This is a genomic window from Bartonella sp. AP58NXGY (assembly GCF_042195785.1).
In the GTDB taxonomy this organism is placed as follows: Bacteria; Pseudomonadota; Alphaproteobacteria; order Rhizobiales; family Rhizobiaceae; genus Bartonella.
In genome coordinates this window covers 59,247-82,812 of the sequence record NZ_JBHIOY010000006.1, presented here as the reverse complement: position 1 = coordinate 82,812, position 23,566 = coordinate 59,247, and the positions used below count along the sequence as shown (strand labels likewise).

Genomic DNA, 23,566 nt, shown 5'->3' with positions numbered 1-23,566 from the left:
TGATAATATCGGCAATGAATTACCGTATAGCATCATACAAAAAGAGGTAATAAAGCAATTCTTTTTTTTTGCCAATGAAAACTATTATATTTTAAAGGTAAATTTTTATAAAATTTGATTTGCCTGAGGTATTTTATCTAATGATATATAATCATTTTTTTAAGAGTTTTTTTTTCCGTAAAGTTCAAGGCGATGATGAATAATATCATAGCCAAGGGATTTTGCAATTTCCTCTTGCAGCTTTTCAATAACATCAGAATGAAACTCGATAACTTGTCCTGTTTCTATATCAATGAGATGATCATGATGTTGCCCATCTGCTTGCTCAAAACGAGATGGACCACCACTAAAGCTATGGCGATGAATTGTTCCATTTCCTTCTAATATTTTCATGGTTCGATAAACCGTTGAGAGTGAAATATTCGAATCTATTTTGTTTGCACGCTGAAAAATTTCAAATGCATTGGGATGATCATTTGTATCCGTCAAAATATCAAGAATAACACGTCGTTGACGTGTTACTCTTAAACCAGCTGTGCGCAATTCTTGCTCATAATTTCGCTTTTTATTCATTTGCATAGTTTACTTTTCAAACAAAGGCTCCATGACAGTGTTTGTATTTTTTCTCTGAACCGCAAGGACAACGCTCATTACGTCCAACTTTCCCCCATGTAGTTATATCGTTAGGGTCACGATCTTGTGGATTAACAAATCTATTTTCTTGTGATCGTGCCCATAAAGTGGGAGCATTTTCTTGACTTTGATCATTAAAGACGGATGAAACAGCATCCGTTTGCTTAGGCATGGTTGGTTCTGTGGGTTGTTGAATAATTTCAAAGCGCATAAGTTTAGAAGTGACAATTCTGCGCAAATTTTTCAACATATTTTGAAAGAGTTCAAATGATTCTGTCTTATATTCATTGAGTGGATCCCGCTGCGCATAACCACGAAACCCAACAACAGAACGCAAATGGTCTAAACTTACCAGATGTTCGCGCCATAACGTGTCAATAGTTTCGAGCAATACTGCTTTATGAAAATAAGCCATAACTTCTGGAGAATATCGTTCAGTACGATCATTTTCAAGTTTTGTAACGGCATCTGAGATACGCTCTAAAATTTGTTCCTCAGCAATTCCATCTTCTTTTGCCCATTCTTCCACTGGAAGTTCGAGATTAAAGAGTTGTTGAAGTTCTTCTTCGAGAGCTTTTACGTCCCACTTTTCAGAATATGTCCCTGAAGGAATATAAGCCTCTACGAGATCCTCTACGACTTCATTGCGCATTTCAAGGATCATTTCTGATAAATCATCTGCGTTCATGACCTCCATACGCTGTTCAAAAATAACCTTGCGTTGATCATTCATGACATCATCATATTTTAGTAGATTTTTACGAATTTCAAAGTTTCGTGCTTCGACCTTTTTTTGTGCTTTTTCAAGGGCTTTATTAATCCATGGATGGATAATAGCTTCATTTTCTTTCAATCCAAGTTTTTGCAGCATACCATCCATACGGTTGGAGCCAAAGATACGCATAAGATCATCTTGAAGAGAGAGAAAGAATTTTGAGCGACCAGGATCGCCTTGGCGACCAGAACGTCCACGAAGCTGGTTATCAATACGACGGCTTTCATGACGTTCAGTAGCGATAACATAAAGCCCTCCAGCCGCTAAAGCTTTTTCTTTAAGTTGCTTGACATCTTTTTTTATTTCTTCAATTTTAGCTGTCCGTTCTGGACCTTCGGGGATATCCTGTAACTCTTGTCGGATGCGCATTTCAACATTACCACCAAGCTGTATATCCGTACCGCGTCCTGCCATGTTGGTTGCAATGGTGAGAGCTCCAGGAACGCCTGCTTGCGCAATGATGTATGCTTCTTGTTCGTGATAGCGAGCATTTAAGACTCTAAAATCGGTAATGCCTTCTTTTCGCAAACGCTCTGCCAATTGTTCTGACTTTTCAATAGAGGTTGTTCCAACAAGAATAGGCTGTTCTTTTTCGTGTGCTTGACGGATATCACGCACAATTGCCCGATATTTCTCTTCTGCTGTTCGATAAATCTCATCATCTTCATCAATACGTTGTATTGGCAAATTTGTAGGGACTTCGACAACATCAAGACCATAAATATTTCTGAATTCTTCGGCTTCTGTTGTTGCAGTTCCAGTCATGCCAGATAATTTTCTATACATACGGAAGTAATTTTGGAAAGTGATAGAAGCAAGTGTCTGATTTTCTGGTTGAATAGCAACATGCTCTTTAGCTTCTAACGCTTGATGAAGTCCCTCAGAATAACGCCGCCCAGGCATCATTCGCCCCGTAAATTCGTCAATAATAATGATTTCATCATTGCGAACAATGTAATCTTTATCGCGAGCAAACAGTTTATGAGCTTTTAGAGCATTATTAACATGATGAACGATAGCGACATTTTCTATGTCATAAAGACTTTCACCTTTAAGATACCCAGCTTGTTCGAGCATTTTTTCAATTTTTTCAGTACCAACTTCGGTAAAGGTCGATGTTTTTTGTTTTTCGTCTATTTCATAGTCTTCTGGAGTTAAGGCAGGAATAAATGTATCAATAAGGTTATAGAAGTCAGTACGATCTTCTAGAGGACCAGAAATAATAAGGGGCGTACGGGCTTCATCAATGAGAATAGAATCCACCTCATCGACAATTGCATAATGATGTCCACGTTGGACCATTTGACTATGATCAAAGGCCATATTATCACGTAAATAATCAAAACCTAGTTCATTATTTGTGGCATAGGTGATGTCACATGCATAGGCTTTGCGGCGAGCATCACTATCAAGATCATGGAGAATCACACCCGTTGTAAGTCCTAGAAAACTAAAAACTTTCCCCATTGTTTCAGCATCACGACTGGCGAGATAATCGTTTACTGTCACAACATGAACGCCTTTACCTTCCAATGCATTGAGATAAATTGGTAGAGTGGCCATTAATGTTTTACCTTCACCAGTACGCATTTCAGCTATGCCACATTCGTGAAGGACCATTCCACCAATAAGTTGTACGTCAAAAGGACGCATGTCATAAACACGTTTTGCTGCTTCACGAACGGTTGCGAAAGCTTCTGGTAAGAGTAAATCAATACTTTCACCTTCACTAAGACGTTTACGAAAAGCATCTGTTTTTTGGCAAAGTTGCTCATCACTTAATTTTACGAATTGTTCTTCCAAAGCATTAATTTGTGCAACTTTTTGGCGGAGTGCTTTGAGGCGTCGCTCATGAGCTGAACCAAAAAATTTACGTGCAAAAACACCTAAACCGACCATCACTGGCCCTTTCTTTTAATTATTGTCACTTTTGTTGGGTAATTCATACGTTTTCCCCATTCTCTACATTTTCTTTAAGTTTTCTGATATCATTAGAGATATAATGAAATGCAGATGGTACCATTATACTTGCTGGTGTGCAATTTTCCATTTTAATTGTAACGTAGAGATAAGAGGCTAAGCGCGCTATGTCAACTTTAGGTATGCTATTTAACTGATACAATACAAAGTAATTGAAGATACAATATGTCATTTTTCTCTATGATCATGTTTTTCATTTGCATTAAATAGGGTTGTAGAAACTGAGATAAAAGAACGATTTTATACTTTTTACAATGAAATTACTAATTTATTTCTCTATATTTAAAGAATAAAGTGTTATGGTAAAGAAAATTGGAATCTTGAACCTGCCTTCATTTTTAAGGAGTATATTTATGAAATTCAACTTTATCACGCTGTTTTTAGCATCAACTTTATTGGCAAGTACAAGTTTAGGGGTGAAAGCCCAAGAAGGTGTGAATTCACCATCGAATGATTTAAAAACTTTGGAGAAAGCTTCTGAAAAAGCAATTTCTCCTTCTCATGTTATGGCAGTTATTGACGGGAAGGATATTACAGCAGGTCAATTGGATGATTTAGCACTTGAAATAAATCCTAATTTAGCACGTTTTCCTGATGAACAACGTCGTATTATGGTCTTAAAAGCTTATTTGGATATGCAAGCACTTGCAAAAGAAGCAAGAAGCAAGGGTCTTGATAAGACAGAAGCTTACGATAAACGTATGGCAGTTATGCGTGATAATGTTCTTCAACAGCTTTATTTTAAACAGACGATTGTTGACAAAATATCGGATACTGATTTGGAAGCTCTTTATAAGCAGGAAGTCGCTGCTTTACCTAAAGAGGATGAGGTTAAAGCACGTCATATTTTGGTCAAAACGAGAAAAGAAGCAGAAGCTATCATTAAGCATTTAAATAAAGGTGAAAATTTTGAAGAGATTGCAAAGAAAAGTTCAACAGATGGTTCCGCTGCTGTTGGAGGTGATCTTGGTTATTTTAGCCATGGTCAAATGGTTAAGCCTTTTGAAGATGCAGCATTTGGTTTAAAAGTTGGCGAATACACGAAACAACCCGTTGAAAGTCCTTTTGGTTGGCATATTATTAAATTAGAAGATCGTCGTGTAAAACAACCTCCTGCATTTGATGATGTTAAAGAAATGTTGCGTACACAGCTGATAAAAAAGCGCTATCAAGAACTGATTGTTGATTTACGTAGTAAGATAGATGTGAAATACCCTGATCCTAATGTTACAAAAATCATGGAATCGCTTCATCAAAATGGGACGCTGCTTCCCGATGAGACGTCCGATGAAGAAGATACGGAATAGCTAGGAAAATAAGTAGATAGCCTCTTTAATAGATAATTTGCTAGGTTGGTTTTGTTCAAAAAGTCTAGCAGTTGTCTATGAGAGGTTATTGATCTGCAATCATTTCATTTGTTTTATAGAAAGCATATTGTGGTTTTGAAAATCTCTCCTTTGTCGCCTCAAAAGATCCAGGAGCTTTCTCCCTTATCTGGTGTACGGATAGCAACAGCTGAAGCTGGGATTAAATATAAAGGTCGTACAGATCTTCTTTTGATTATATTCGATGAGCCAGCGAGTGTGGCAGGCGTTTTTACACGTTCTAAATGTCCATCTGCTCCTGTAGAGCATTGTCGCGCATCGCTTCCTCATGGGGTTGCTAGAGGTGTTGTTGTGAATTCTGGAAATGCAAATGCTTTTACAGGAAGCAAAGGAAAGCACACAACCAATGCAATTATTTGTGCAGCAGCGAATGTTTTAAAGGTTAGAGAAAATGAAGTTTTTATAGCTTCCACAGGTGTTATTGGTGAGCCAATGGATGCCTCGGGTATTATCAATCTTTTACCAAGTATGACAGAGACAGCAAAAGAAGAAAACTGGTTGGAAGCTGCAAAAGCCATAATGACAACGGACACATTTCCAAAACTTGCGACGCGCACTTTTGACTGTGGGGGAGAGACTGTTACCATTAATGGAATTGCAAAAGGTGCTGGTATGATTGCGCCCGATATGGCGACAATGCTCTCTTTTGTTGTAAGTGATGCTACTATTTCTTCGGATGCACTCCAATCCATGTTATCAGAGGCAGTTGAGGGTTCTTTTAATTCAATTACTGTTGATAGTGATACCTCAACTTCAGATACGCTTATGTTGTTTGCGACAGGAAAAGAACATTTTCCCTGCATTAGATGTAAAACAGATCCGCGTTATGAAGTATTCTCAAAGCACTTGAGTGCACTTTTGCACGAGCTTGCATTACAAATTGTTTGTGATGGTGAAGGTGCTCGTCATTTAATTGAGGTTAATGTAATTGGTGCTACAACAAACGATGCTGCAAAAACGATTGCTTTGTCAATTGCAAATTCGCCACTTGTAAAAACGGCTATTGCCGGTGAAGATGCCAATTGGGGGCGGGTGGTTATGGCGGTAGGTAAGGCAGGTATTGAAGTAGAGCGTGATCTGTTGACAATTTGGTTTGGTGAACATCGTGTGGCGATCAATGGCGAACGAGATTCTGAGTATTGTGAAGAGACAATAGGTACTTATATGCAAGGTAAGCATATCACAATTCGTGTTGATATCGGTTTGGGTAATGGTACAGCGACAGTTTGGTCTTGCGATTTAACAAAAGAGTACGTTATGATCAACAGCAATTATAGAAGTTAACGGATGCATTTTATATTTAATAGCTTATTATTTTTTAGAAAAAATGAAGGATGTAAGTTCTTTTAGGAGCAGGGGGGATATGATAGATAAAGACAGTTATCTTTATGATCCCTATTGGCGAGTAATATGTATATAAAAAGTTCCATTCTTCTTGTTGTTGCATGCGCATTGTTCGATCAGAATAATCGTGTTTTGCTAACTAAGCGTCCTGAAGGAAAATCACTAGCTGGTTTATGGGAGTTTCCTGGTGGCAAGGTTGAGCAAGGTGAAACTCCGGAAGCATCATTGATTCGTGAACTAGAGGAAGAGCTTGGTATTTATGTTCAACCAAATAATTTGCATCCTTTAACATTTGCAAGTCATAGCTATAAAACGTTTCATCTCTTAATGCCATTGTATCTTTGTGACCATTATGAGGGCATTGCGCAAGGGCGAGAAGGGCAAAACTTATCATGGGTTTTTATTGGTGATCTTGATAAATACCCGATGCCTGATGCTGATAAGCCATTGGTTCAGGTATTAAAAAGTCATCTTCTTTGATGTGTTATAAGAAGGAAATATTGCTTAAATTATAAATCAGTATATTGAGTTATAATGATAATTTATAATTTTTTATGTTGAATAGGGAAGTCCAGGGTCGTAAAAAATTTTCTCATTTCAAAACTGTCTTATTTTAAATTAATCAAAATCATTCTTTTTCACGTTCCAAGCGGGGCGGGTCAGGTGGATAAAATTATTTAAGAAAGAAATAAAATACGTGCTGAAAGAACACTCTCCAATAGCCAAGGGTTATCGCAACATTGAGAATTAGCAAAGTATATAATGATGCCTTTGCACGCTTTATAAGCATAAAAATGGTGGCAGATAATGGATTTATATTTTTCACTTGTATCATTGAGAGATTGTCTTCGATGCACTGAGAGATATTAGGAGTATTTATTTCATAAGGTATCGATAATAGGAAAAATTTCAAAAAATGCTTTAAAAAAGAACACTTTGTGTTTATTGTTAGAGATTGTTTTACATGACCAAAAACTTAATTATCATATGTAATACATATATTATATAATAACGTATTGTTTTGTAATCATAAGTTTTATTTTTCTTGATGTTATACGATTTCCCAATCAAAAAAATGTTCAATAACGTACGAATAAAAAGAGTGGTATGTAATTTAAAAAATAATTTTAAAAAAAATAAAACATACGGTTAATGAATGATTAAATATAAAAGAAAACATGAAAATAAGACTTCTTAGAGAACTATATATCATACATATCTATGGTATGAGAGATGAAGAAAAAGCTACCTAAGTAAGTATATAAATAAGGGATATATTATTTTTGTATATTTAAAAAAACATAAAACTGAATAGAAAAGAAATAATAAATCTGCGTAGTAATCTTTATTTTCATTTTTTTTAAATAATACGCTTATTTCTCTATTGACTTGTAATAAAGGTATTTGAAATAGTAAAATACGATAATATTAGGAACTCTTATTTAAGTTATGTAATACGATTTATAATTGACTATATGATATTTTAATGAAAGTTCTTCAGTAAGACGGTCGATGAGTTTTCTCAGTATTTAAAGATAGGCGAATATTGATAAAGATTTCTAAATGAATATGAACTTTAAGAAAAGATCAAAAATGTTGCTTTTGATTAAGAGGGACATATCCCTTACGTAATATAGAACGCTATTGTGTTGCATATTTACGGGGTTGTTTAAAAGAGACATCTCGCAATTTTCGTGCCGGCATTCGTGAATGGTATAACGGTAAAGCCTTATAATATAAAATCTATTGAGCACCACTACCCTTACGCTTATGAAGGAGTAAGTTGGTCCCAATGTTATTATGATAGCTCTTGGCATTTGAGAGCATTCAGAAGGGATATTTTTACTTATACATCAGTTTTGCTTGTGATGAACAAGCAAGCGATTTTGATTGATTCAACATAAAAACCGATTTGAAATGAAAGAATTTTACGATATTTAGAAGGCTTGACACAGAGTGAATAATGGATAATTATCCTTATAAATCAATTTGTTGTATAATAAAAAACATTCAATTAATTTTTTATAGGAGGCATGTATTAAGTTTTTTGAATTGGGCGACGTTTTGCGATGGGATATTGATTTTTTTTAGCGATACGCGTAATTGCTTCTTCCAATGGCTCGATCATAACGTCCATAGAAAAACCATTAGCGTGAATAATATTTTCATGATCAACCATAATAGCCACATGACCTTTCCAAAAAACCAAATCGCCTCGTTGAAGTTTATCAGTGTCTGTAAGAAGCTTACCTATAGTTTCTTGCTGCATATCGGTGTCTCGTAAAACTATTTGATCGGTCATCATCATAGAGAGTTGGGTGAGTCCCGAACAATCAATTCCAAAACCGCTGACACCACCCCAAAGATAAGGTGTATGAATAAAGGTTTCTGCAACAGTAACATAATCTTCGTATACACGTCCAATGGGGCTGAGATGGCTCGTAATGATAGCGTTTCCATTTTCAAGAATAGAATACGTTGTATCACAGACTTCAATTTCATCAACAACACTGACTTTGCTTCCCATAGATAAAGGGGACTCTATCGGTCCACGTAAGTCAGCGTGTAAATATTTAAATGTGCGTGGTACTGAAACCACATGTGTTTGTTTTATGGTTGATGTACAAAGAGCTTTTGTATCAATATAACCGACATAACCATCTTTGAGTGATTGTCCCCACGACATTGTTTCCCCTTGTTCAAAAATAAGAAGTTCTTCTCCGAATAAGCATTCTGTTTGTCTTTCACTTTTTTTATTATTTTCTTTAAAAAGTCCAGCGATCGCTGTATTAACGCGTCTTTTTTCACCTTGAACAAAGCGCTGAGCTGTAATTTCTTTTTCAAGACGTTGATCTGCTAGATCATCTCTGAATGCATAAAGTCTTGGGTCTTTAGAGATCATTTTTTTGCTTTCCATTTTTGGGCGTCTCACCTTTAAGAAGACTCACGAAAACTGTCTTGGTAAGATTTTTATCTTCCAATAAAACCAAGAACAGAGTTTAATACGATAGCAATTGTTCCTAAAACTGCAAAATTGTCCATCTTTGTGGATATTTTGTGTTAAACTTCATTTTTTAAAAATATTATAAAGGGTACGAATAGTTTGCGCTGATCCACCAATAGGATACCCTGGTTTTTCTTTTGGAACCCATCCATAAAGGTCGAAATGGGCAAAATGTTCAGTTTTTTCAACAAAAGAATTAAGAAATAAAGCAGCGATTATAGAGCCAGCAAAGCTATTTCCAGTTACATTGTTAAGGTCAGCAATTGGTGATGATAACATCTCTTGGTAAGGTTTCCAAAGGGGCATTTGCCAAAGAGGATCAAAAACAGCGTGAGCAGATTCAGAAATTTGTTGTGCCCATATTGAATCATTACAATAAAATGCGGGAAGATCTGGTCCTAATGCTATACGTGCTGCTCCTGTTAAAGTAGCCATGCAAAGCATGAATTGTGGACTTTCTTCATCACCATAGGCGAGTGCATCAGCAAGGACAAGTCGCCCTTCAGCATCTGTATTGCCCACTTCAACACTTAAGCCTTTACGACTTTTGAGAATATCACCTGGTCGGTAAGCATTGGCAGAAATTGCATTTTCTACGGCTGGAATCAAAACACGGAGACGGAAGGGCAATTTTGCATCCATGATAAGTTTAGCCAATCCCAAAGCGTTTGCTCCACCGCCCATATCTTTTTTCATAAGCAACATGTTATTGGCTGATTTAATATCGAGTCCTCCAGTATCAAAAGTTACGCCTTTGCCAACCAAGGTTATTTTAGGATGATGTTCTTGGCCCCAGAGTAACTCAATCAGTCGTGGTGGAGTACTGCCTGCTCGTCCTACGGCATGAATCATCGGAAAGTTATGGGTTAAGAGATCATCTCCACAAATACTTTGGACATGAGCACCATAAATTTTTCCTAGTTGTCGTACTTCTTTTTCGAGAGTATCAGGGTTCATATCATTGGCTGGAATATTAATGAGATCACGGACAAAGAAGACAGCTTCATAAATTCGTTGGAGTTCATTAAGATCAACGACCTCATTGACATGGATGGATAATGATTTGAAAGAAGAATTTTGACGATAGCGATTAAATTGATAACTGCCGAATGCCAATCCAAGATAGGCATTTATTTCATCAGAGCTTTCACCTTCTAAATGCCATTGACCAGCAGGAAGCTTTTGAGCAAGAAGTCCTGTGATAAAGGGGTCGTTACCATTGCCAATTCCAAATAAAACTTTTTTTAAATGCCCCGTTTCGTGAGGAACAAAGAGTATTTGTCCTTCTTTTCCAGTAAAGTCATTCACTTTTATCCATGCTGTTGTTGACGCATCAAGTGATAAGTTGGCAAGACTTCTTTGATTTACCAAGATGATAGGGCAACTGTTATCGATACGCGTTGAGGTAAAATGAATGGAGTGGTGATGCATAGTTATGAAGTCCTTATAGTCGTCTAAGTGCGACATACTCGACCAAATGATTTTTTCCCTTTCGTAGAATGAGATTGGACCTTGGTCGTGTTGGCAATATATTTTCTTGTAAATTTTTTAAATTAATCGTTTGCCAAAGATCCTCAGCAATTTTTGAGGCTTCTTTTTCATTGAGGTGGGCATAACGATGAAAATAGGATTCAGGATTTTGGAAAGCTGTTTTACGCAAACGCTTAAAACGTTCCAAATACCAGTGACGAATGACTTCTGTTTCAGCATCGACATAAATCGAAAAATCAAAAAAATCTGATACGAAAGGAATGGCTTTCCCATCTTTAGGAAGATCACTGACCTGTAATACATTAATACCTTCAACAATTAAAATATCAGGATGGTCAATGGTAATTGTTTGGTTTTCTAGAACGTCATAGATCATATGTGAGTAAAGCGGGGCACGAACATTTCCGACACCTGCTTTTATAGCAGAAAGAAAGCATAACAATTTTTTAATGTCATAGGAATCAGGAAATCCTTTACGATTCATACGATTTTTTTGCTGTAAGATTGCGTTAGGATAGAGAAAACCATCCGTTGTGATCAGATCAACTTTAAGACTAGATGTCCATCTTTTCAATAGTTCTTGAAGAATGCGAGCGGTGGTTGATTTTCCTACGGCTACAGAACCAGCAATTCCAATAATAAAAGGCGTTTTCCTCGTTTCTTCTTGATGGAGAAACTTCTGACGTTTGTGAAAAAGTTCCTGTACGGCTTCAACATGGCATGATAACAAACGCGATAAAGAAAGATAAATGCGTTGAACTTCCTCAAGATCGATAGGATCATCCATAGAGCGTAAACGTTTAATTTCATCAAAAGTCAAAGTAAGAGGTGTATCCGCACGAAACTCTGACCATTGTTGTGCAGTAAAGACACGGTAGGGGGAATATCGGTCAGAAATGGATTTGACCAGATTATTTTCCTGATTAATTTTTTGTATAGTCGTATCAATCATTTTTATTGGTCGAGAATTTTTTTGCCGCAGCAATCGATTAAGAACGGACATGTGAACGGCTTTGTATTCAAGTAAATTTTGTTTTTCATGCTCTCTTCTTCAAGATAATAGGTCATTTTTTGTTAGCTTATCGTCCAGTCATTCCAATCTATACGGATTTGTTCCAATGAGTACCCTTGCGCCAAAAAAGCCCATAAAAGTAGACGCGCTTTTACGGCTGATAAATAACCAGACATGAGCGCACCAGAAGCAATCATATCGATTTCTGAGCCTTTATAGCCATAAGTTATACGAGTTGTGGAGCCATTACAACAACGACTAGCAATAATGATTGGTATTTTTTGTGCATATTGTTGTACGAGGTCTGCCGCTTGAAAACTACAGTGTCCTGCACCAAAACCGGCGATAACAAGCCCAGCATAATACCCACTTTCGAGGCAGAGTTTCATTAATTGTGCATCAGAAGATAAAGAGGAATAGAGGAGTGCAATTTGATGATCGTGGTTTTGGGGAAGATCAAATGTTGTCGGGAAAAATTTTTGATCATTGAAATAAATGAGTTTTCCCTCTAAAATAGTTCCTAAAACACCTGCAAGACCTGATTGAAATGTTTCGACTTTGACGGTATGGCTTTTATAGAGCCAATAAGGTGAATGAATTGTATCATTGATGACAACGAGAACGCCTCTGTTACGACTTTGTGGGGCTGCCGCAACGCGAGTTGCTGCTAAAATATTAGCTGGTCCATCAGCGCCTGCTTCATGAGGCATACGCATAGCACCGGTTATAATGAGTGGTTCAGCTTCCTTCCAGTAAAGAGAAAGAAAAAAAGCTGTTTCTTCCAGAGTATCAGTACCTTGCGTTAAAACAATACCTTCTGCGCCAGCGTTTATTTGTTGTTTTGCCCACGCGATTATTTCAAAAAGAATTTTAAAAGATAAAGATCCACTTGGGATTTGTATTAATGTTTGTGCATGAATATCAGCAACGTCATTTAAATTAGGAACATTTTTTATGAGGTCATCTGAGGTTAAAGTTGGTTGCATGTGGCCAAAATTATCAGCAGTCATTGCAATTGTTCCACCTAAGGTTCCTATAGCTATTTTTTTCATAATTTTCCTCTAAAGGGTATAAACTGTTTACATAAAGCTATTTAGCAGTAATTTACATTGACAACAATGATATCATTTTTTCAATTTTAACAAATTGAGTTATGCTCAATCATTGTGTTTTACTATATATGTTCTTAAATAGGACAATAGTAATAGGGTTTTACATTGTATGAAAAGACAATATTAAAAAGATAAGTTAATATTAAGGAGTCTCCTTATGACAGAACATAAGCCAGACATAATGTATGGCACAACGATTATTACGGTACGAAAAGGTGACAAAGTCGTGATGGCTGGCGACGGTCAGGTCTCTCTTGGACAGACGATTATGAAGGGCAATGCACGTAAAGTCCGTCGTCTTGGCAAAAGCGGAGTGGTTATTGCTGGTTTTGCAGGTGCTACGGCAGATGCTTTCACATTACTAGAAAGATTGGAAACAAAGCTTGAGCAATATCCTGATCAACTTATGCGTGCCTGTGTAGAACTTGCAAAAGATTGGCGAACAGATCGCTATTTGCGTCGTCTTGAAGCAATGATGCTCGTGGCTGATAAGAAAGTAACTTTGGCTTTAACAGGGTTGGGTGATGTTTTAGAACCAGAAGATGGGGTTATGGCAATTGGCTCTGGAGGAAATTTTGCGCTTTCGGCAGCGCGGGCACTCATGGACTTGGATTTGGATGCAGAAACCATTGCTCGTAAAGCTATGGCTATTGCCGCTAAAATTTGTGTTTACACCAATGATCATTTCACAATTGAAACATTGGATGCAGAATTATCTTCTTTAGAGAAAGCTATTTAAATGTGTGTTGTATTTTCCCCTCGTGAGACTGTTTCTGAACTTGATCGTTTTATTATTGGCCAAAATGATGCCAAACGTTCTGTAGCTATTGCACTGCGCAATCGGTGGCGTAGACAACAGCTTGATGAGCCGATGCGTGAAGAAGTTATGCCAAAAAATATTTTAATGATAGGGCCAACAGGTGTTGGTAAAACAGGTATTGCACGTCGATTAGCAAAACTTTCTGGAGCACCCTTCGTTAAAGTAGAAGCGACTAAATTTACTGAAGTTGGTTATGTGGGACGTGATGTTGAACAAATTATTCGAGATCTTGTTGAAATTGCCATTTCTCTTGTACGTGAAAAGAAACGGGATGAAATAAAAGAAAAGGCTCACGTGAATGCTGAAGAGCGTGTTTTAGACGCCCTTGTTGGTAAAACAGCAAGTCCTACTACTCGTGATAGTTTTCGTAAAAAATTGCGTGAAGGTGAATTGGATGAAAAAGAGATTGAAATTGAAGTCGCCGATAATAATAGCAGTAGTGCTTCAACTTTTGATATTCCTGGTATGCCTGGGGCGCAAATGGGTATTATGAATTTATCAGATATTTTGGGAAAAATGGGCAGTCGTACAAAAGTCCGTAAGACGACAGTAAGAGATGCTTTTAAGCCGCTCATTGATGATGAATCTGAAAAACTCCTTGATCAGGAGCAAATTATTCAAGAGGCGCTTCGTGTTGCTGAAAATGACGGTATTGTTTTTATCGACGAGATTGATAAAATTGCAACCAGGGATGGTGGAGCAAGTGTTGCGGTTTCGCGTGAGGGCGTTCAACGGGATCTTTTGCCTTTGGTTGAAGGAACAACAATTGCTACAAAATATGGGCAAATAAAAACCGATCATATTCTTTTTATTGCCTCAGGTGCATTTCATGTTTCCAAGCCATCTGATTTATTACCGGAACTTCAAGGACGTTTGCCCATCCGTGTGGAGCTCAACCCTTTAACAAGGGAAGATTTACGACGCATTTTAACAGAACCAGAAGCTAGTTTGATTAAACAATATATCGCTCTTATGGCAACGGAAGAGGTTCATTTGGAAATTACAGATGATGCTATTGATGCTTTAGCAGATATTGCTGTAGATTTAAACGCAAGGATTGAAAATATAGGAGCACGTCGTTTGCAAACGGTGATGGAGCGCGTTTTGGATGAAATTTCTTTCACCGCGCCTGACAGAGCTGGAACATCATTTAAAATTGATGCTGCTTATGTGAGAAAATCTATTGGTGAACTTGCTGCTGATATCGATCTTTCACGTTTTATTCTTTGAAAGTTATTGCTCGTTTTGTTTATTTTCGTGCTTCGATAATTTTAAAACCATGGGCTTGTTCATGTATCAATACTGTGTGGAAAATATCTTTTAACAATGTTTCATAAGGGAGGTGGCGGTTTGCAACAAGAAGCAGATTGCCCCTTGGTTTTAGGCTCTTTGCAGCATTTATAATAAAATGTTTTCCTAATGAAACATCTGTCGTTTGTTGCGTATGAAACGGTGGATTTGAAATGATTGTATCATACAGATTTGTGACAGGTTCATGCACGAGGTCATGCCAATAAAAATGAATTGGAAAAGGAGCTGTTATGTCTTTAAGGTGCTGTTTTGCTGCTCTCAAAGCGTTGTAGTCTGCTTCATAGAGATCAAGAGATGTAAGTTTTACATTGCTTTCGAGTGCAACATGAGAAAGAAAGCCCCATCCAGCACCAAAATCAGCTGTTTTTCCAGAAATAACTTTGAGCATATAAGAAGCAAGCGCAGCAGACCCTGGATCAATACGTCCGTGTGAGAACATACCAGAAGTGGTTTGAAATTTACCAAAAGTGAGCGGTGGTGAGCGCAATTGCGCAATGTTATGTCTCTCAATTTGTTGAGGAACTTGCAACCAAAATACCAGACCATGATTTTTAGACAATTTATTGGTGATGGGAACAATTGTTTTGACCCATTTCATCATTGAAGCAGCACCAGCAGTTTTATTCCCACTGATTACAATCCATCCATTGGGTTTAACGCATTCTAATAAATCAAGAAAACAATTTTGATTAAAACCACGATATTTGCTCAAATGTAAAAATGCACCATCATAGTTGAAAGTTTTATCTATTTGAGGAGAGCAGTGAAATTGAGTATCGACAAATTTTAAAAAATCTGGTCGCCAAGGCGTAATAATTTTTAAATTTTGCGCCCATTTTTGAGCTGGAACTTCTGTTAAACCGAAACTTAGCCAACATTGGCTTGGATCTGGATACGGGAGTTCATGATTTTCAAAAGGCAAAAATAATAACACATAAGGCTCTTTCAAAGAAAAATGCCATTCCAATGTTGGGATGGCATTTCATGATTACGATAAGAAGAAAGGCTTACTCTTCTTTTTTCTTACGGCGGCGCTTATTTTCAGGTTGTTTTTTTTCATCCACGAACTTTTCTTCATTCATCGCTTTATCACCGGTGATTTCCTTTCCGGTTGTTTGATCAACGAGCTTCATTGATAACCGAACTTTTCCACGTTCATCAAAGCCCATTAATTTAACCCAAACTTTATCACCTTCCTTTACAATATCGGTTGTTTTGGTGACGCGTTCTGATGCAAGCTGAGAGATATGAACGAGTCCATCACGAGAACCAAAGAAGTTTATAAATGCACCAAATTCTGCAGTTTTTACAACTGTTCCTTGGTAGATAGCACCAACTTCAGGCTCATCGACAATAGAATGGATCCAGCGTTTTGCCGCTTCAATGGTTTTAGCATCAGCAGAAGCAATTTTAATGGTACCATCATCTTCAATATTAATTTTTGCTCCAGTTTGTTCCACGATTTCCCGAATAACTTTACCGCCAGAGCCGATAACATCACGGATTTTATCGACAGAAATATTCATAACTTCGATTCGTGGAGAAAACTCACTCAGCTCAGCACGCGCACTGGTTAAAGCTTTCGCCATCTCTTTAAGGATATGGATTCGGCCACCTTTAGCTTGTTCAAGCGCAATTTTCATAATCTCTTCGGTAATACCATCAATTTTGATATCCATTTGCAAGGCAGTAATACCATTTTCTGTTCCTGCGACTTTAAAATCCATATCTCCAAGATGATCTTCATCTCCTAAAATATCAGAAAGAACAGCAAAGCGTTCTCCTTCTTTAATCAAGCCCATAGCAATACCAGCAACAGGGCGTGCTAGAGGAACACCAGCATCCATGAGAGCAAGTGACGTTCCACAAACCGTTGCCATAGAAGAAGATCCATTGGATTCAGTAATTTCTGAGACAGCACGAATGGTATAAGGAAAAGATTCTTTATTTGGCAACATGGGGTGAATTGCCCTCCATGCCAATTTGCCATGTCCAATTTCACGACGACCAGGAGAACCAAGGCGTCCTGTTTCACCCACTGAAAATGGTGGAAAATTGTAATGAAGGAGGAATGTTTCCTTATACATACCCGTTAAAGAATCAACATATTGTTCATCTTCACCCGTTCCTAGGGTTGCAACGACAATAGCTTGTGTTTCTCCGCGGGTAAAGAGTGCGGATCCATGTGTGCGGGGTAAAATACTTACTTCTGATTGGATAGGGCGCACGGTAGAAAGATTGCGTCCATCAATACGCTTTTGAGTATCAAGAATGTTTCCACGAACAATTTTTGCTTGCAATTGTTTAAAGACGGTTGCAATTTGGTCTGTACTGAATTGACAGTCGTCTTCTGTTTCTGGCATAAATTTACTGATAATTTCTGTTTTTAGAGCATCAATTGCGGCGTAACGTTCTTGCTTATCAGTAATTGTGTAAGCTTTTCGTATATCCTGTTCTGCCATTTTCTGCATCGCTTTTTCAAGACTAGAAAGATCTTCAGGAACAAAATCACGAGGATCTTTTGCAGCAACTTCAGCAAGTTTGATGATGGCATCAAGAACAGGTTGAAGTCCTTTGTGACCAAACATTACGGCGCCCAACATGATATCTTCCGGTAATTCTTGTGCTTCTGATTCAACCATCAATACAGCACTTTCTGTTCCAGCCACAACAAGATCAAGTTTGGATTCCGGCATTTCATCGATATGAGGATTGAGAACATATTGTCCGTTACAATAGCCAACGCGAGCACCAGCTATAGGCCCCATGAAAGGAACACCTGATAGGGTCAATGCGGCAGAGGATGCAATCATTGCAAGGATATCGGGATTATTTTCGAGATCATGCTGTATAACGGAAACAATGACTTGTGTATCATTTTTATAACCCTCAACGAAGAGGGGACGAATTGGACGATCAATCAAACGTGAAACTAAAGTTTCATTTTCACTTGGCCGACTTTCACGTTTCAAATAGCCACCAGGTATTCTACCAACAGCATAGGATTTTTCTTGATAATTAACGGTGAGTGGAAAAAAGTCCTGGTCTGGCTTTGGGCTTTTGGCTGATACAACGGTTGCTAAGACAATCGTTTCTCCATAGGTGGCAATCACAGCACCATCAGCTTGACGCGCTATTTTCCCTGTCTCAAGGGTGAGCGGACGCCCGGCCCATTCAATTTCTATCTTGTGCGTTTTAAACATTTTTTATCCTTAATGACCAGTGTTTAAATCTTTGATTGCTCAAATTCTGGTTGTGCGTAGCATATTTTCAATCTCTGGGGTAGACAACAAGTTACTTCTATCTTTTTGGTGAAAAAAAGAAGAAAACCGCATTAAGTGTGAAATGGTAAGCAATCCTATCCCATAATAACTTATCAGTTTTTAAAAATTTTAACTGAAAGAAACACGTTGAAAAAAATGGGTGGTTTTTTTAAATACCACCCCCATTTTTCTTTTAGCGACGCAAACCTAACTTCTTAATAAGTGTTTGATAACGATTTTGGTCAACTCCTTTAAGATAATCAAGAAGGCGGCGGCGTTGAGACACCATCTTCAAAAGACCACGACGAGAATGGTTATCTTTTTTATGAGATTTAAAGTGGTTTGTTAAATTAGAAATACGTTCAGAAAGTACAGCAATTTGTACTTCTGGTGATCCTGTATCACCAACTTTATTTGCGTATTCTGCGACAAGAGCTTGTTTACGTTCAGCTGTAATCGACATCGTATTATCCTTTCAAAAAACGAAGAAACATAAAGTCACCCACAGCCGAGATGTCGTTCAGCAAGGGTCTGTTAAGAAACAAGAAGAGTCGAAGACTCTTACCTATTCTCGTTCTTATATAGGAAAGAAGGTTAAAATACTAGTCCTTAACAGCATTTTGAAGTCTTTCTCTAAATCAAGGGCTTTTATTTAGAAATATTGATTTAAAGAGGATTTTATGAGAATTTTTAAAGAATTATGCATCCTTTTGATACAAAAATTATTGTGTGTGTATGGTAAAAAAATGATAAATACCGATTTGGAGGAAAAAGATGCAGAGCATTTCAACGTTAAAACTTTTTCGTAATTCGGTATTTCGAAATTTATGGTCATCGACTCTTATTTCTAATTTAGGGGGATTGATACAGGCTGTTGGAGCAGGGTGGTTAATGGCGTTGATTAGTTCCTCGCATTCCATGGTTGGGCTTGTTCAAAGTGCGACAACGTTACCACTTGTTATGTTTTCTTTGATGGCAGGGGCCTTAGCCGATAATTTTAATCGGCGTCAAATTATGTTGTGCGCGCAAATTATGATGATGGTCATATCCATGAGTTTAGCTGTTTTAGCCTATTTGGGATTTCTCACACCTTGGCTTTTATTATGTTTTACGTTTTTGATTGGATGTGGCACGGCTTTTTATAATCCTTCTTGGCAAGCAACGATAGGAGATATTGTGAGTAGGGAAAATATTCCTGCTGCTGTTAGCTTGAATAGCGTTGGCTTTAATTTGATGCGGAGTGTTGGCCCTGCGATTGGTGGTGCCATCATTGCAACTTTGGGTGCATCTGCTGCTTTTTTGTTTAATGCTATAAGCTATATTCCTCTTATTGGTGCGTTATTTTTCTGGAAATCGAATTATAAAAACAACCCATTGCCACGAGAAAGACTATTAGGAGCTGTTTCAGATGGTTTGCGTTATGTTGCGATGTCACCTAATCTCTTAAGTATTATGGTTCGAGCGTTCCTTTTTGGTATAGGAGCAATTTCGATTTTAGCACTTTTGCCAATTGTTGCGCATAAAGTTCTCGGAGGAAATGCTCTTCTTTATGGTACGTTGCTGGGTTGTTTTGGGTTAGGAGCCATGACAGCAGGTATTATTAATGAATTTGTACGGCATCATTTTCGTTCAGAAACAATTATTGCAAGTTCATTTATTGGTTTTGCCTTTTCTTGCTTTTTATTGGGAATAAGTCGTTCACTGATTATAAGCCATATTGCTTTATTTCCTGCAGGTTTATGTTGGGTTTTGGCATTATCACTGTTTAATACATCTGTACAACTTTCTACACCACGCTGGGTTGTAGCTCGTTCTTTAGCACTTTATCAAACGGCATCTTATGGGGGGATGGCTATTGGAAGTGCAATCTGGGGAGTTTTGGCTGATGGTTATTCTCCAACAATTGCTTTGAGTGTTTGTTCTCTATTCTTGATTTTAGGTGCTTTTGCGGGGGTAAAGTTTAGAATTCAAGAAATTCCTCAGATAGATTTAAATCCTCTTGATCATTTTAGAGAGCCGGAACTATTACTCGATCTCAAAGCAAGAAGTGGCCCGATCATGATAATGATCGATTATCAAATTCATGAAAATGATCTCGAAGAATTTCTCAAAGTGATGACGCGACGACGCCATATTCGGTTACGCGATGGTGCGCGTCAATGGGTCCTTTTACGAGATCTTGAAAGACCTGAATATTGGACAGAGGCTTATCATATGCCAACATGGGTAGATTATTTACGCCATAATCATCGTCGTACAAAAGCGGATGCTGAAGTCAATAAGCGTTTGCGTCATTTAAATTGTGCTCCTAACGGTATAAGAGTACACCGCATGATTGAACGCCAAACAATACCCCAAGCCAATGAGATGCTTTTAAAATCCTCCTCCGATCATCTCCCTTAGGGTTAAAACAGTTTTTTTTGTAAAACATTAAATTATGTTAATATTATTTTGATCAATTTGTTTGCATAATTGCAACAACAAAAAAATGGGTATTCCAATAATTAATACATTGATTTATAATGACTAATTATCATTTTTTATGGTGAGTAATAGTCTTCAAAAATTTAAGCTTTTCTCATTTCAAATCTGTTTATCTCACTTTATATCGCATTAATCAAAACCATTTTCTTGTGCGTCATAAGTAAGAGTGGGTATGATAGAAATAATAGAAAAAGGAGGATTTCTAATAAACTATTTCGAGTGCCAAGGTTTATTACGACACTTTAAATTAGAAAATAGAATGATAATATCGGCTTATATTTTTATTAAGCGTAAAGATGGGTCCATGCGCAATGAATTTTATATATTTTACGAGCGTTGTTGTGAAATAGGTTCGAATGCATTGAGAAATGTTTCTTAAAAAAGCATGTGAATAAGCAGCACAACAATTTTTTATTTTAGGCGTCCTATTTTGAGTGAGAAATAATCATATTGAAAGACGAGAAAAATAAGAACGTAAGACAAAGCGTAATCCCTATTATTTAAAAAGTAGAGTCGAATGAAAGGGATAATAGTAAGATGAAAAATAGCTTGTTTTTGCTTGCATATTTTTTCAAAATGAAGCTGTCTTATCCTTTTAAACATTACTCAACCAGATATATCTTTACTCATATCTGGAATAGAAGGTTGAAACTGTTTATAAAATACCAACCATTTTAATCTTTCTTTCAAAAATGTTACAGTATTAGGGTTGAATATTGCTTTATAAGCAAGAGAAGGAATATAGTATTATCAGATAAATAAAGTCATGAAATAAAAAATATACCAACTATGGAATGAAGAGATATACCAGCTTTTTATTCGATACAAAAAACAACGATAAGATAATCCCTAGCTTGACAATTTCTTATTCTTTACAGATGTTTTTACAAAACCTTTGCATGCTTTCATGACAATTAGAATGATCAATTGTAAGCATAATGATACCATTTTTAAGTGGTCAACGATCAATTTTTATTGGATAGATAGTTGGAAGGGATTATCCTTAAAATGCGTTTAAATCCTAAGGTTTGAGTTTTTCTATTCGAAACAATTCTTTTCGCCAAAAAGAGATTATGGAGGTGTGTACTGTAATGATCAAATGAGTGATTTAACATGATATAGATTCTTGAGTTTTTAAGGTTAGATGCAATGCATATGATTCCAATACATTGATTATAAGAATAAATAACTGTTTTTTATATTGAATGTAAAAGTCTAGATATCTTAGGATTATTTCATTTTAAATGTGTTTAGGTTGAATCCATCCAAATCATTCGCTGACACATTACAAACGGAGGTTAACGTGTGAGTAAAAAGAGATTGAAAAAGGGATATAACATGCCGCTTATGAATCTTTTTAAATGCAAGGACTGTTGTGACATTAGGGGGGACAAAGTGTATGATGGTGTTGGCTTGTATCGTTAACTTAATTTTTGATGTGAATAAGAAAAATGGAGACAATGAAAAGCAACACATTTTCTTTATTTGAGAGAGAAAAATGATTTTTCCGCAAAAGGGAGAAAGAATCGATTAAATTGTAAAAATCCGCTTTGCTTTAAATAGACCTTTGTCGAGGGTGCCGATAGCAAGAAGTTGTTCCTTATAGAGGACACAAATTTCATCTTCATCAAGAGGTATTTTGTGATGACACAAGGGTATAGAATGCCCCTTCATAACCCTTTGTGCTTGGGTTTCATTAAGGGTATAATGAAAGAGGCAATCCAATGCGGCGCTCGTTTCAATTAAGAGCCCATCGAGTGTTGTGAATTTTTTTTCAAAAGAACTATTATTTTCCTCTGTAGTATTTTTATTTAGCGGGCTAGCTGCTTTTAGTTCATCCCATGTGATGAGATCCTCTTCATCAAAAGGTGCGACGGTAATACGTCTTAAGTCAGCAATATGCCCGTAGCATCCCAGATCACGTCCCATATCGCGTGCTAAAGAGCGCACATAAGTTCCTTTCCCGCAGGTTATTTCAAAGACAGAATACTCCTTGGTAGGAGTTTCTATTAACTTGAAAGTTTCTATTTCCACTTCACGGGGTGGAATTTCAACGATTTCCCCTTCACGCGCTAGATCATAAGCGCGATTTCCGGCAATTTTTATTGCTGAAAATTGTGGAGGTGTTTGCAAAATAATACCTGTATATTGAGGAAGAAGAGCAAGTATTTCTTCTTGAGTTGGACGTTTGAGAGATGTTTTGGTTATTTCTCCCTCTAGATCATCTGTTGAACGCTCTTGTCCCCAAGCGATATGAAAACGGTAAGTTTTTTTGCCTTGCATCACGTAAGGAACGGTTTTTGTTGCTTCACCCAATGCAATGGGTAAGAGACCAGAAGCAAGAGGATCAAGCGTACCGGCATGTCCTGCTTTTTGTGCATGAAAGAGCCATTTGATTTGTGAGACAGCTTCTGTGGATTTCATTCCCTTTGGTTTATCAAATATGACCCAGCCAGAAACAGGACGTCCCTTTTTTTTGCGGTGCTGTACCATACTTTAAACCTCATCTTTATCACTATGGTGAAGATCGCGCGCAACCTCAGGCGAACGAAGTAGGGCATCAATTTTTGAAAAATTATCAAAACTATTATCAAGTCGGAAACGTAGTTGAGGCATATATTTCATTTGTCGCAACATATGACTGATTTCTCCACGGAGAAAACGACTATGTTTATTGAGAGTATCAACGACATCGGTATCGGTACAGGAAGTATTTTTAAGAGTGCTGAGAGGTGATACAAAACAAGTAGCAATTTTTAAATCTGGTGACATGCGTACTTCAGAGACAGAAATGACAATATCCTTCAAGATATCATCAAGCAAAATACCACGCTGTAATATATGCGCTACCGCGTGACGTACTTGCTCTGCTACTCTAAGTTGCCGTTGTGATGGCCCTGCATTTTTCATCAAAGTTTTATCCTTGCCACAAGACCTCTTTTTTGATTATCT

At 37.2% G+C, this 23,566-nt stretch carries 17 protein-coding genes; 6 read left to right on the top strand and 11 right to left on the bottom strand.

From position 1 onward, the window contains the following. Positions 1–159: 159 nt before the first annotated feature. Together ACFINC_RS05570 and secA are read right to left on the bottom strand one after the other, a co-directional pair. The gene (locus ACFINC_RS05570; RefSeq protein WP_375606771.1) at positions 160–579 is read right to left on the bottom strand and encodes a Fur family transcriptional regulator; all 420 of its coding nucleotides are present in this window, start codon (positions 577–579) and stop codon (positions 160–162) included. Positions 580–589: 10 nt separating this feature from the next. Then, the gene (gene secA, locus ACFINC_RS05565; protein WP_375616491.1) at positions 590–3,307 is read right to left on the bottom strand and encodes a preprotein translocase subunit SecA; all 2,718 of its coding nucleotides are present in this window, start codon (positions 3,305–3,307) and stop codon (positions 590–592) included. Positions 3,308–3,741: 434 nt separating this feature from the next. On the opposite strand from secA, the gene ACFINC_RS05560 reads away from it, so the two are divergent. The 3 genes from ACFINC_RS05560 to mutT all read left to right on the top strand — a co-directional run bounded on the left by ACFINC_RS05560 (position 3,742) and on the right by mutT (position 6,597). Beyond that, positions 3,742–4,695, top strand: a complete 954-nt coding sequence (locus ACFINC_RS05560; protein ID WP_375616451.1) for a peptidylprolyl isomerase — start codon at positions 3,742–3,744, stop codon at positions 4,693–4,695. A 129-nt stretch (positions 4,696–4,824) separates the two neighbouring features. Further along, the gene (gene argJ / locus ACFINC_RS05555; RefSeq protein WP_375616450.1) at positions 4,825–6,057 is read left to right on the top strand and encodes a bifunctional glutamate N-acetyltransferase/amino-acid acetyltransferase ArgJ; all 1,233 of its coding nucleotides are present in this window, start codon (positions 4,825–4,827) and stop codon (positions 6,055–6,057) included. Positions 6,058–6,183: 126 nt separating this feature from the next. Continuing rightward, a complete protein-coding gene (gene mutT, locus ACFINC_RS05550; protein ID WP_375616449.1) occupies positions 6,184–6,597 on the top strand; it encodes an 8-oxo-dGTP diphosphatase MutT in 414 nt (137 codons plus the stop codon). Between the two features lie 1,558 nt (positions 6,598–8,155). On the opposite strand, the gene ACFINC_RS05545 is transcribed toward mutT, so the two are convergent. The 4 genes from ACFINC_RS05545 to ACFINC_RS05530 form a co-directional block, all read right to left on the bottom strand. Next, positions 8,156–9,019 carry an NlpC/P60 family protein gene (locus ACFINC_RS05545; RefSeq protein ID WP_375616490.1) on the bottom strand — a complete coding sequence of 288 codons (864 nt, stop codon included), beginning with the start codon at positions 9,017–9,019 and terminating at the stop codon, positions 8,156–8,158. A gap of 165 nt (positions 9,020–9,184) precedes the next feature. Then, entirely contained in the window at positions 9,185–10,552 is a 1,368-nt protein-coding gene (locus tag ACFINC_RS05540) for a M17 family metallopeptidase (protein ID WP_375616448.1), read from the bottom strand. A gap of 13 nt (positions 10,553–10,565) precedes the next feature. Then, positions 10,566–11,510: a type I pantothenate kinase gene (coaA, locus tag ACFINC_RS05535; RefSeq protein WP_375616489.1), complete on the bottom strand. Its 945-nt coding sequence runs from the start codon at positions 11,508–11,510 to the stop codon at positions 10,566–10,568. Between the two features lie 176 nt (positions 11,511–11,686). Further along, the gene (locus ACFINC_RS05530) at positions 11,687–12,676 is read right to left on the bottom strand and encodes an asparaginase (RefSeq protein ID WP_375616447.1); all 990 of its coding nucleotides are present in this window, start codon (positions 12,674–12,676) and stop codon (positions 11,687–11,689) included. Positions 12,677–12,893: 217 nt separating this feature from the next. Between ACFINC_RS05530 and hslV the strand changes: the two genes are divergently transcribed. Then, on the top strand, positions 12,894–13,475 hold the full coding sequence (gene hslV / locus ACFINC_RS05525; protein ID WP_375609183.1) for an ATP-dependent protease subunit HslV: 582 nt from the start codon (positions 12,894–12,896) through the stop codon (positions 13,473–13,475). Then, positions 13,476–14,786: an ATP-dependent protease ATPase subunit HslU gene (hslU, locus tag ACFINC_RS05520; RefSeq protein ID WP_375616446.1), complete on the top strand. Its 1,311-nt coding sequence runs from the start codon at positions 13,476–13,478 to the stop codon at positions 14,784–14,786. Positions 14,787–14,805: 19 nt separating this feature from the next. On the opposite strand, the gene ACFINC_RS05515 is transcribed toward hslU, so the two are convergent. From ACFINC_RS05515 to rpsO, 3 genes are all read right to left on the bottom strand, one after another. After that, a complete protein-coding gene (locus ACFINC_RS05515; RefSeq protein ID WP_375616445.1) occupies positions 14,806–15,801 on the bottom strand; it encodes a class I SAM-dependent methyltransferase in 996 nt (331 codons plus the stop codon). Between the two features lie 73 nt (positions 15,802–15,874). Then, entirely contained in the window at positions 15,875–18,070 is a 2,196-nt protein-coding gene (gene pnp, locus ACFINC_RS05510) for a polyribonucleotide nucleotidyltransferase (RefSeq protein ID WP_375616444.1), read from the bottom strand. Positions 18,071–18,323: 253 nt separating this feature from the next. Continuing rightward, a complete protein-coding gene (gene rpsO, locus ACFINC_RS05505) occupies positions 18,324–18,593 on the bottom strand; it encodes a 30S ribosomal protein S15 (protein ID WP_005774142.1) in 270 nt (89 codons plus the stop codon). A 311-nt stretch (positions 18,594–18,904) separates the two neighbouring features. Here rpsO and ACFINC_RS05500 point away from each other — a divergent pair, with 311 nt between their 5' ends. Further along, the gene (locus ACFINC_RS05500; RefSeq protein ID WP_375616443.1) at positions 18,905–20,533 is read left to right on the top strand and encodes an MFS transporter; all 1,629 of its coding nucleotides are present in this window, start codon (positions 18,905–18,907) and stop codon (positions 20,531–20,533) included. 1,611 nt (positions 20,534–22,144) lie between these two features. Here ACFINC_RS05500 and truB read toward each other — a convergent pair. Together truB and rbfA are read right to left on the bottom strand one after the other, a co-directional pair. Beyond that, positions 22,145–23,107 (bottom strand): tRNA pseudouridine(55) synthase TruB, encoded by a 963-nt coding sequence (gene truB, locus ACFINC_RS05495; RefSeq protein WP_375616442.1) that lies wholly within the window; start codon positions 23,105–23,107, stop codon positions 22,145–22,147. 3 nt (positions 23,108–23,110) lie between these two features. Then, positions 23,111–23,524 carry a 30S ribosome-binding factor RbfA gene (rbfA, locus tag ACFINC_RS05490; RefSeq protein ID WP_375616441.1) on the bottom strand — a complete coding sequence of 138 codons (414 nt, stop codon included), beginning with the start codon at positions 23,522–23,524 and terminating at the stop codon, positions 23,111–23,113. Positions 23,525–23,566: the final 42 nt, after the last annotated feature.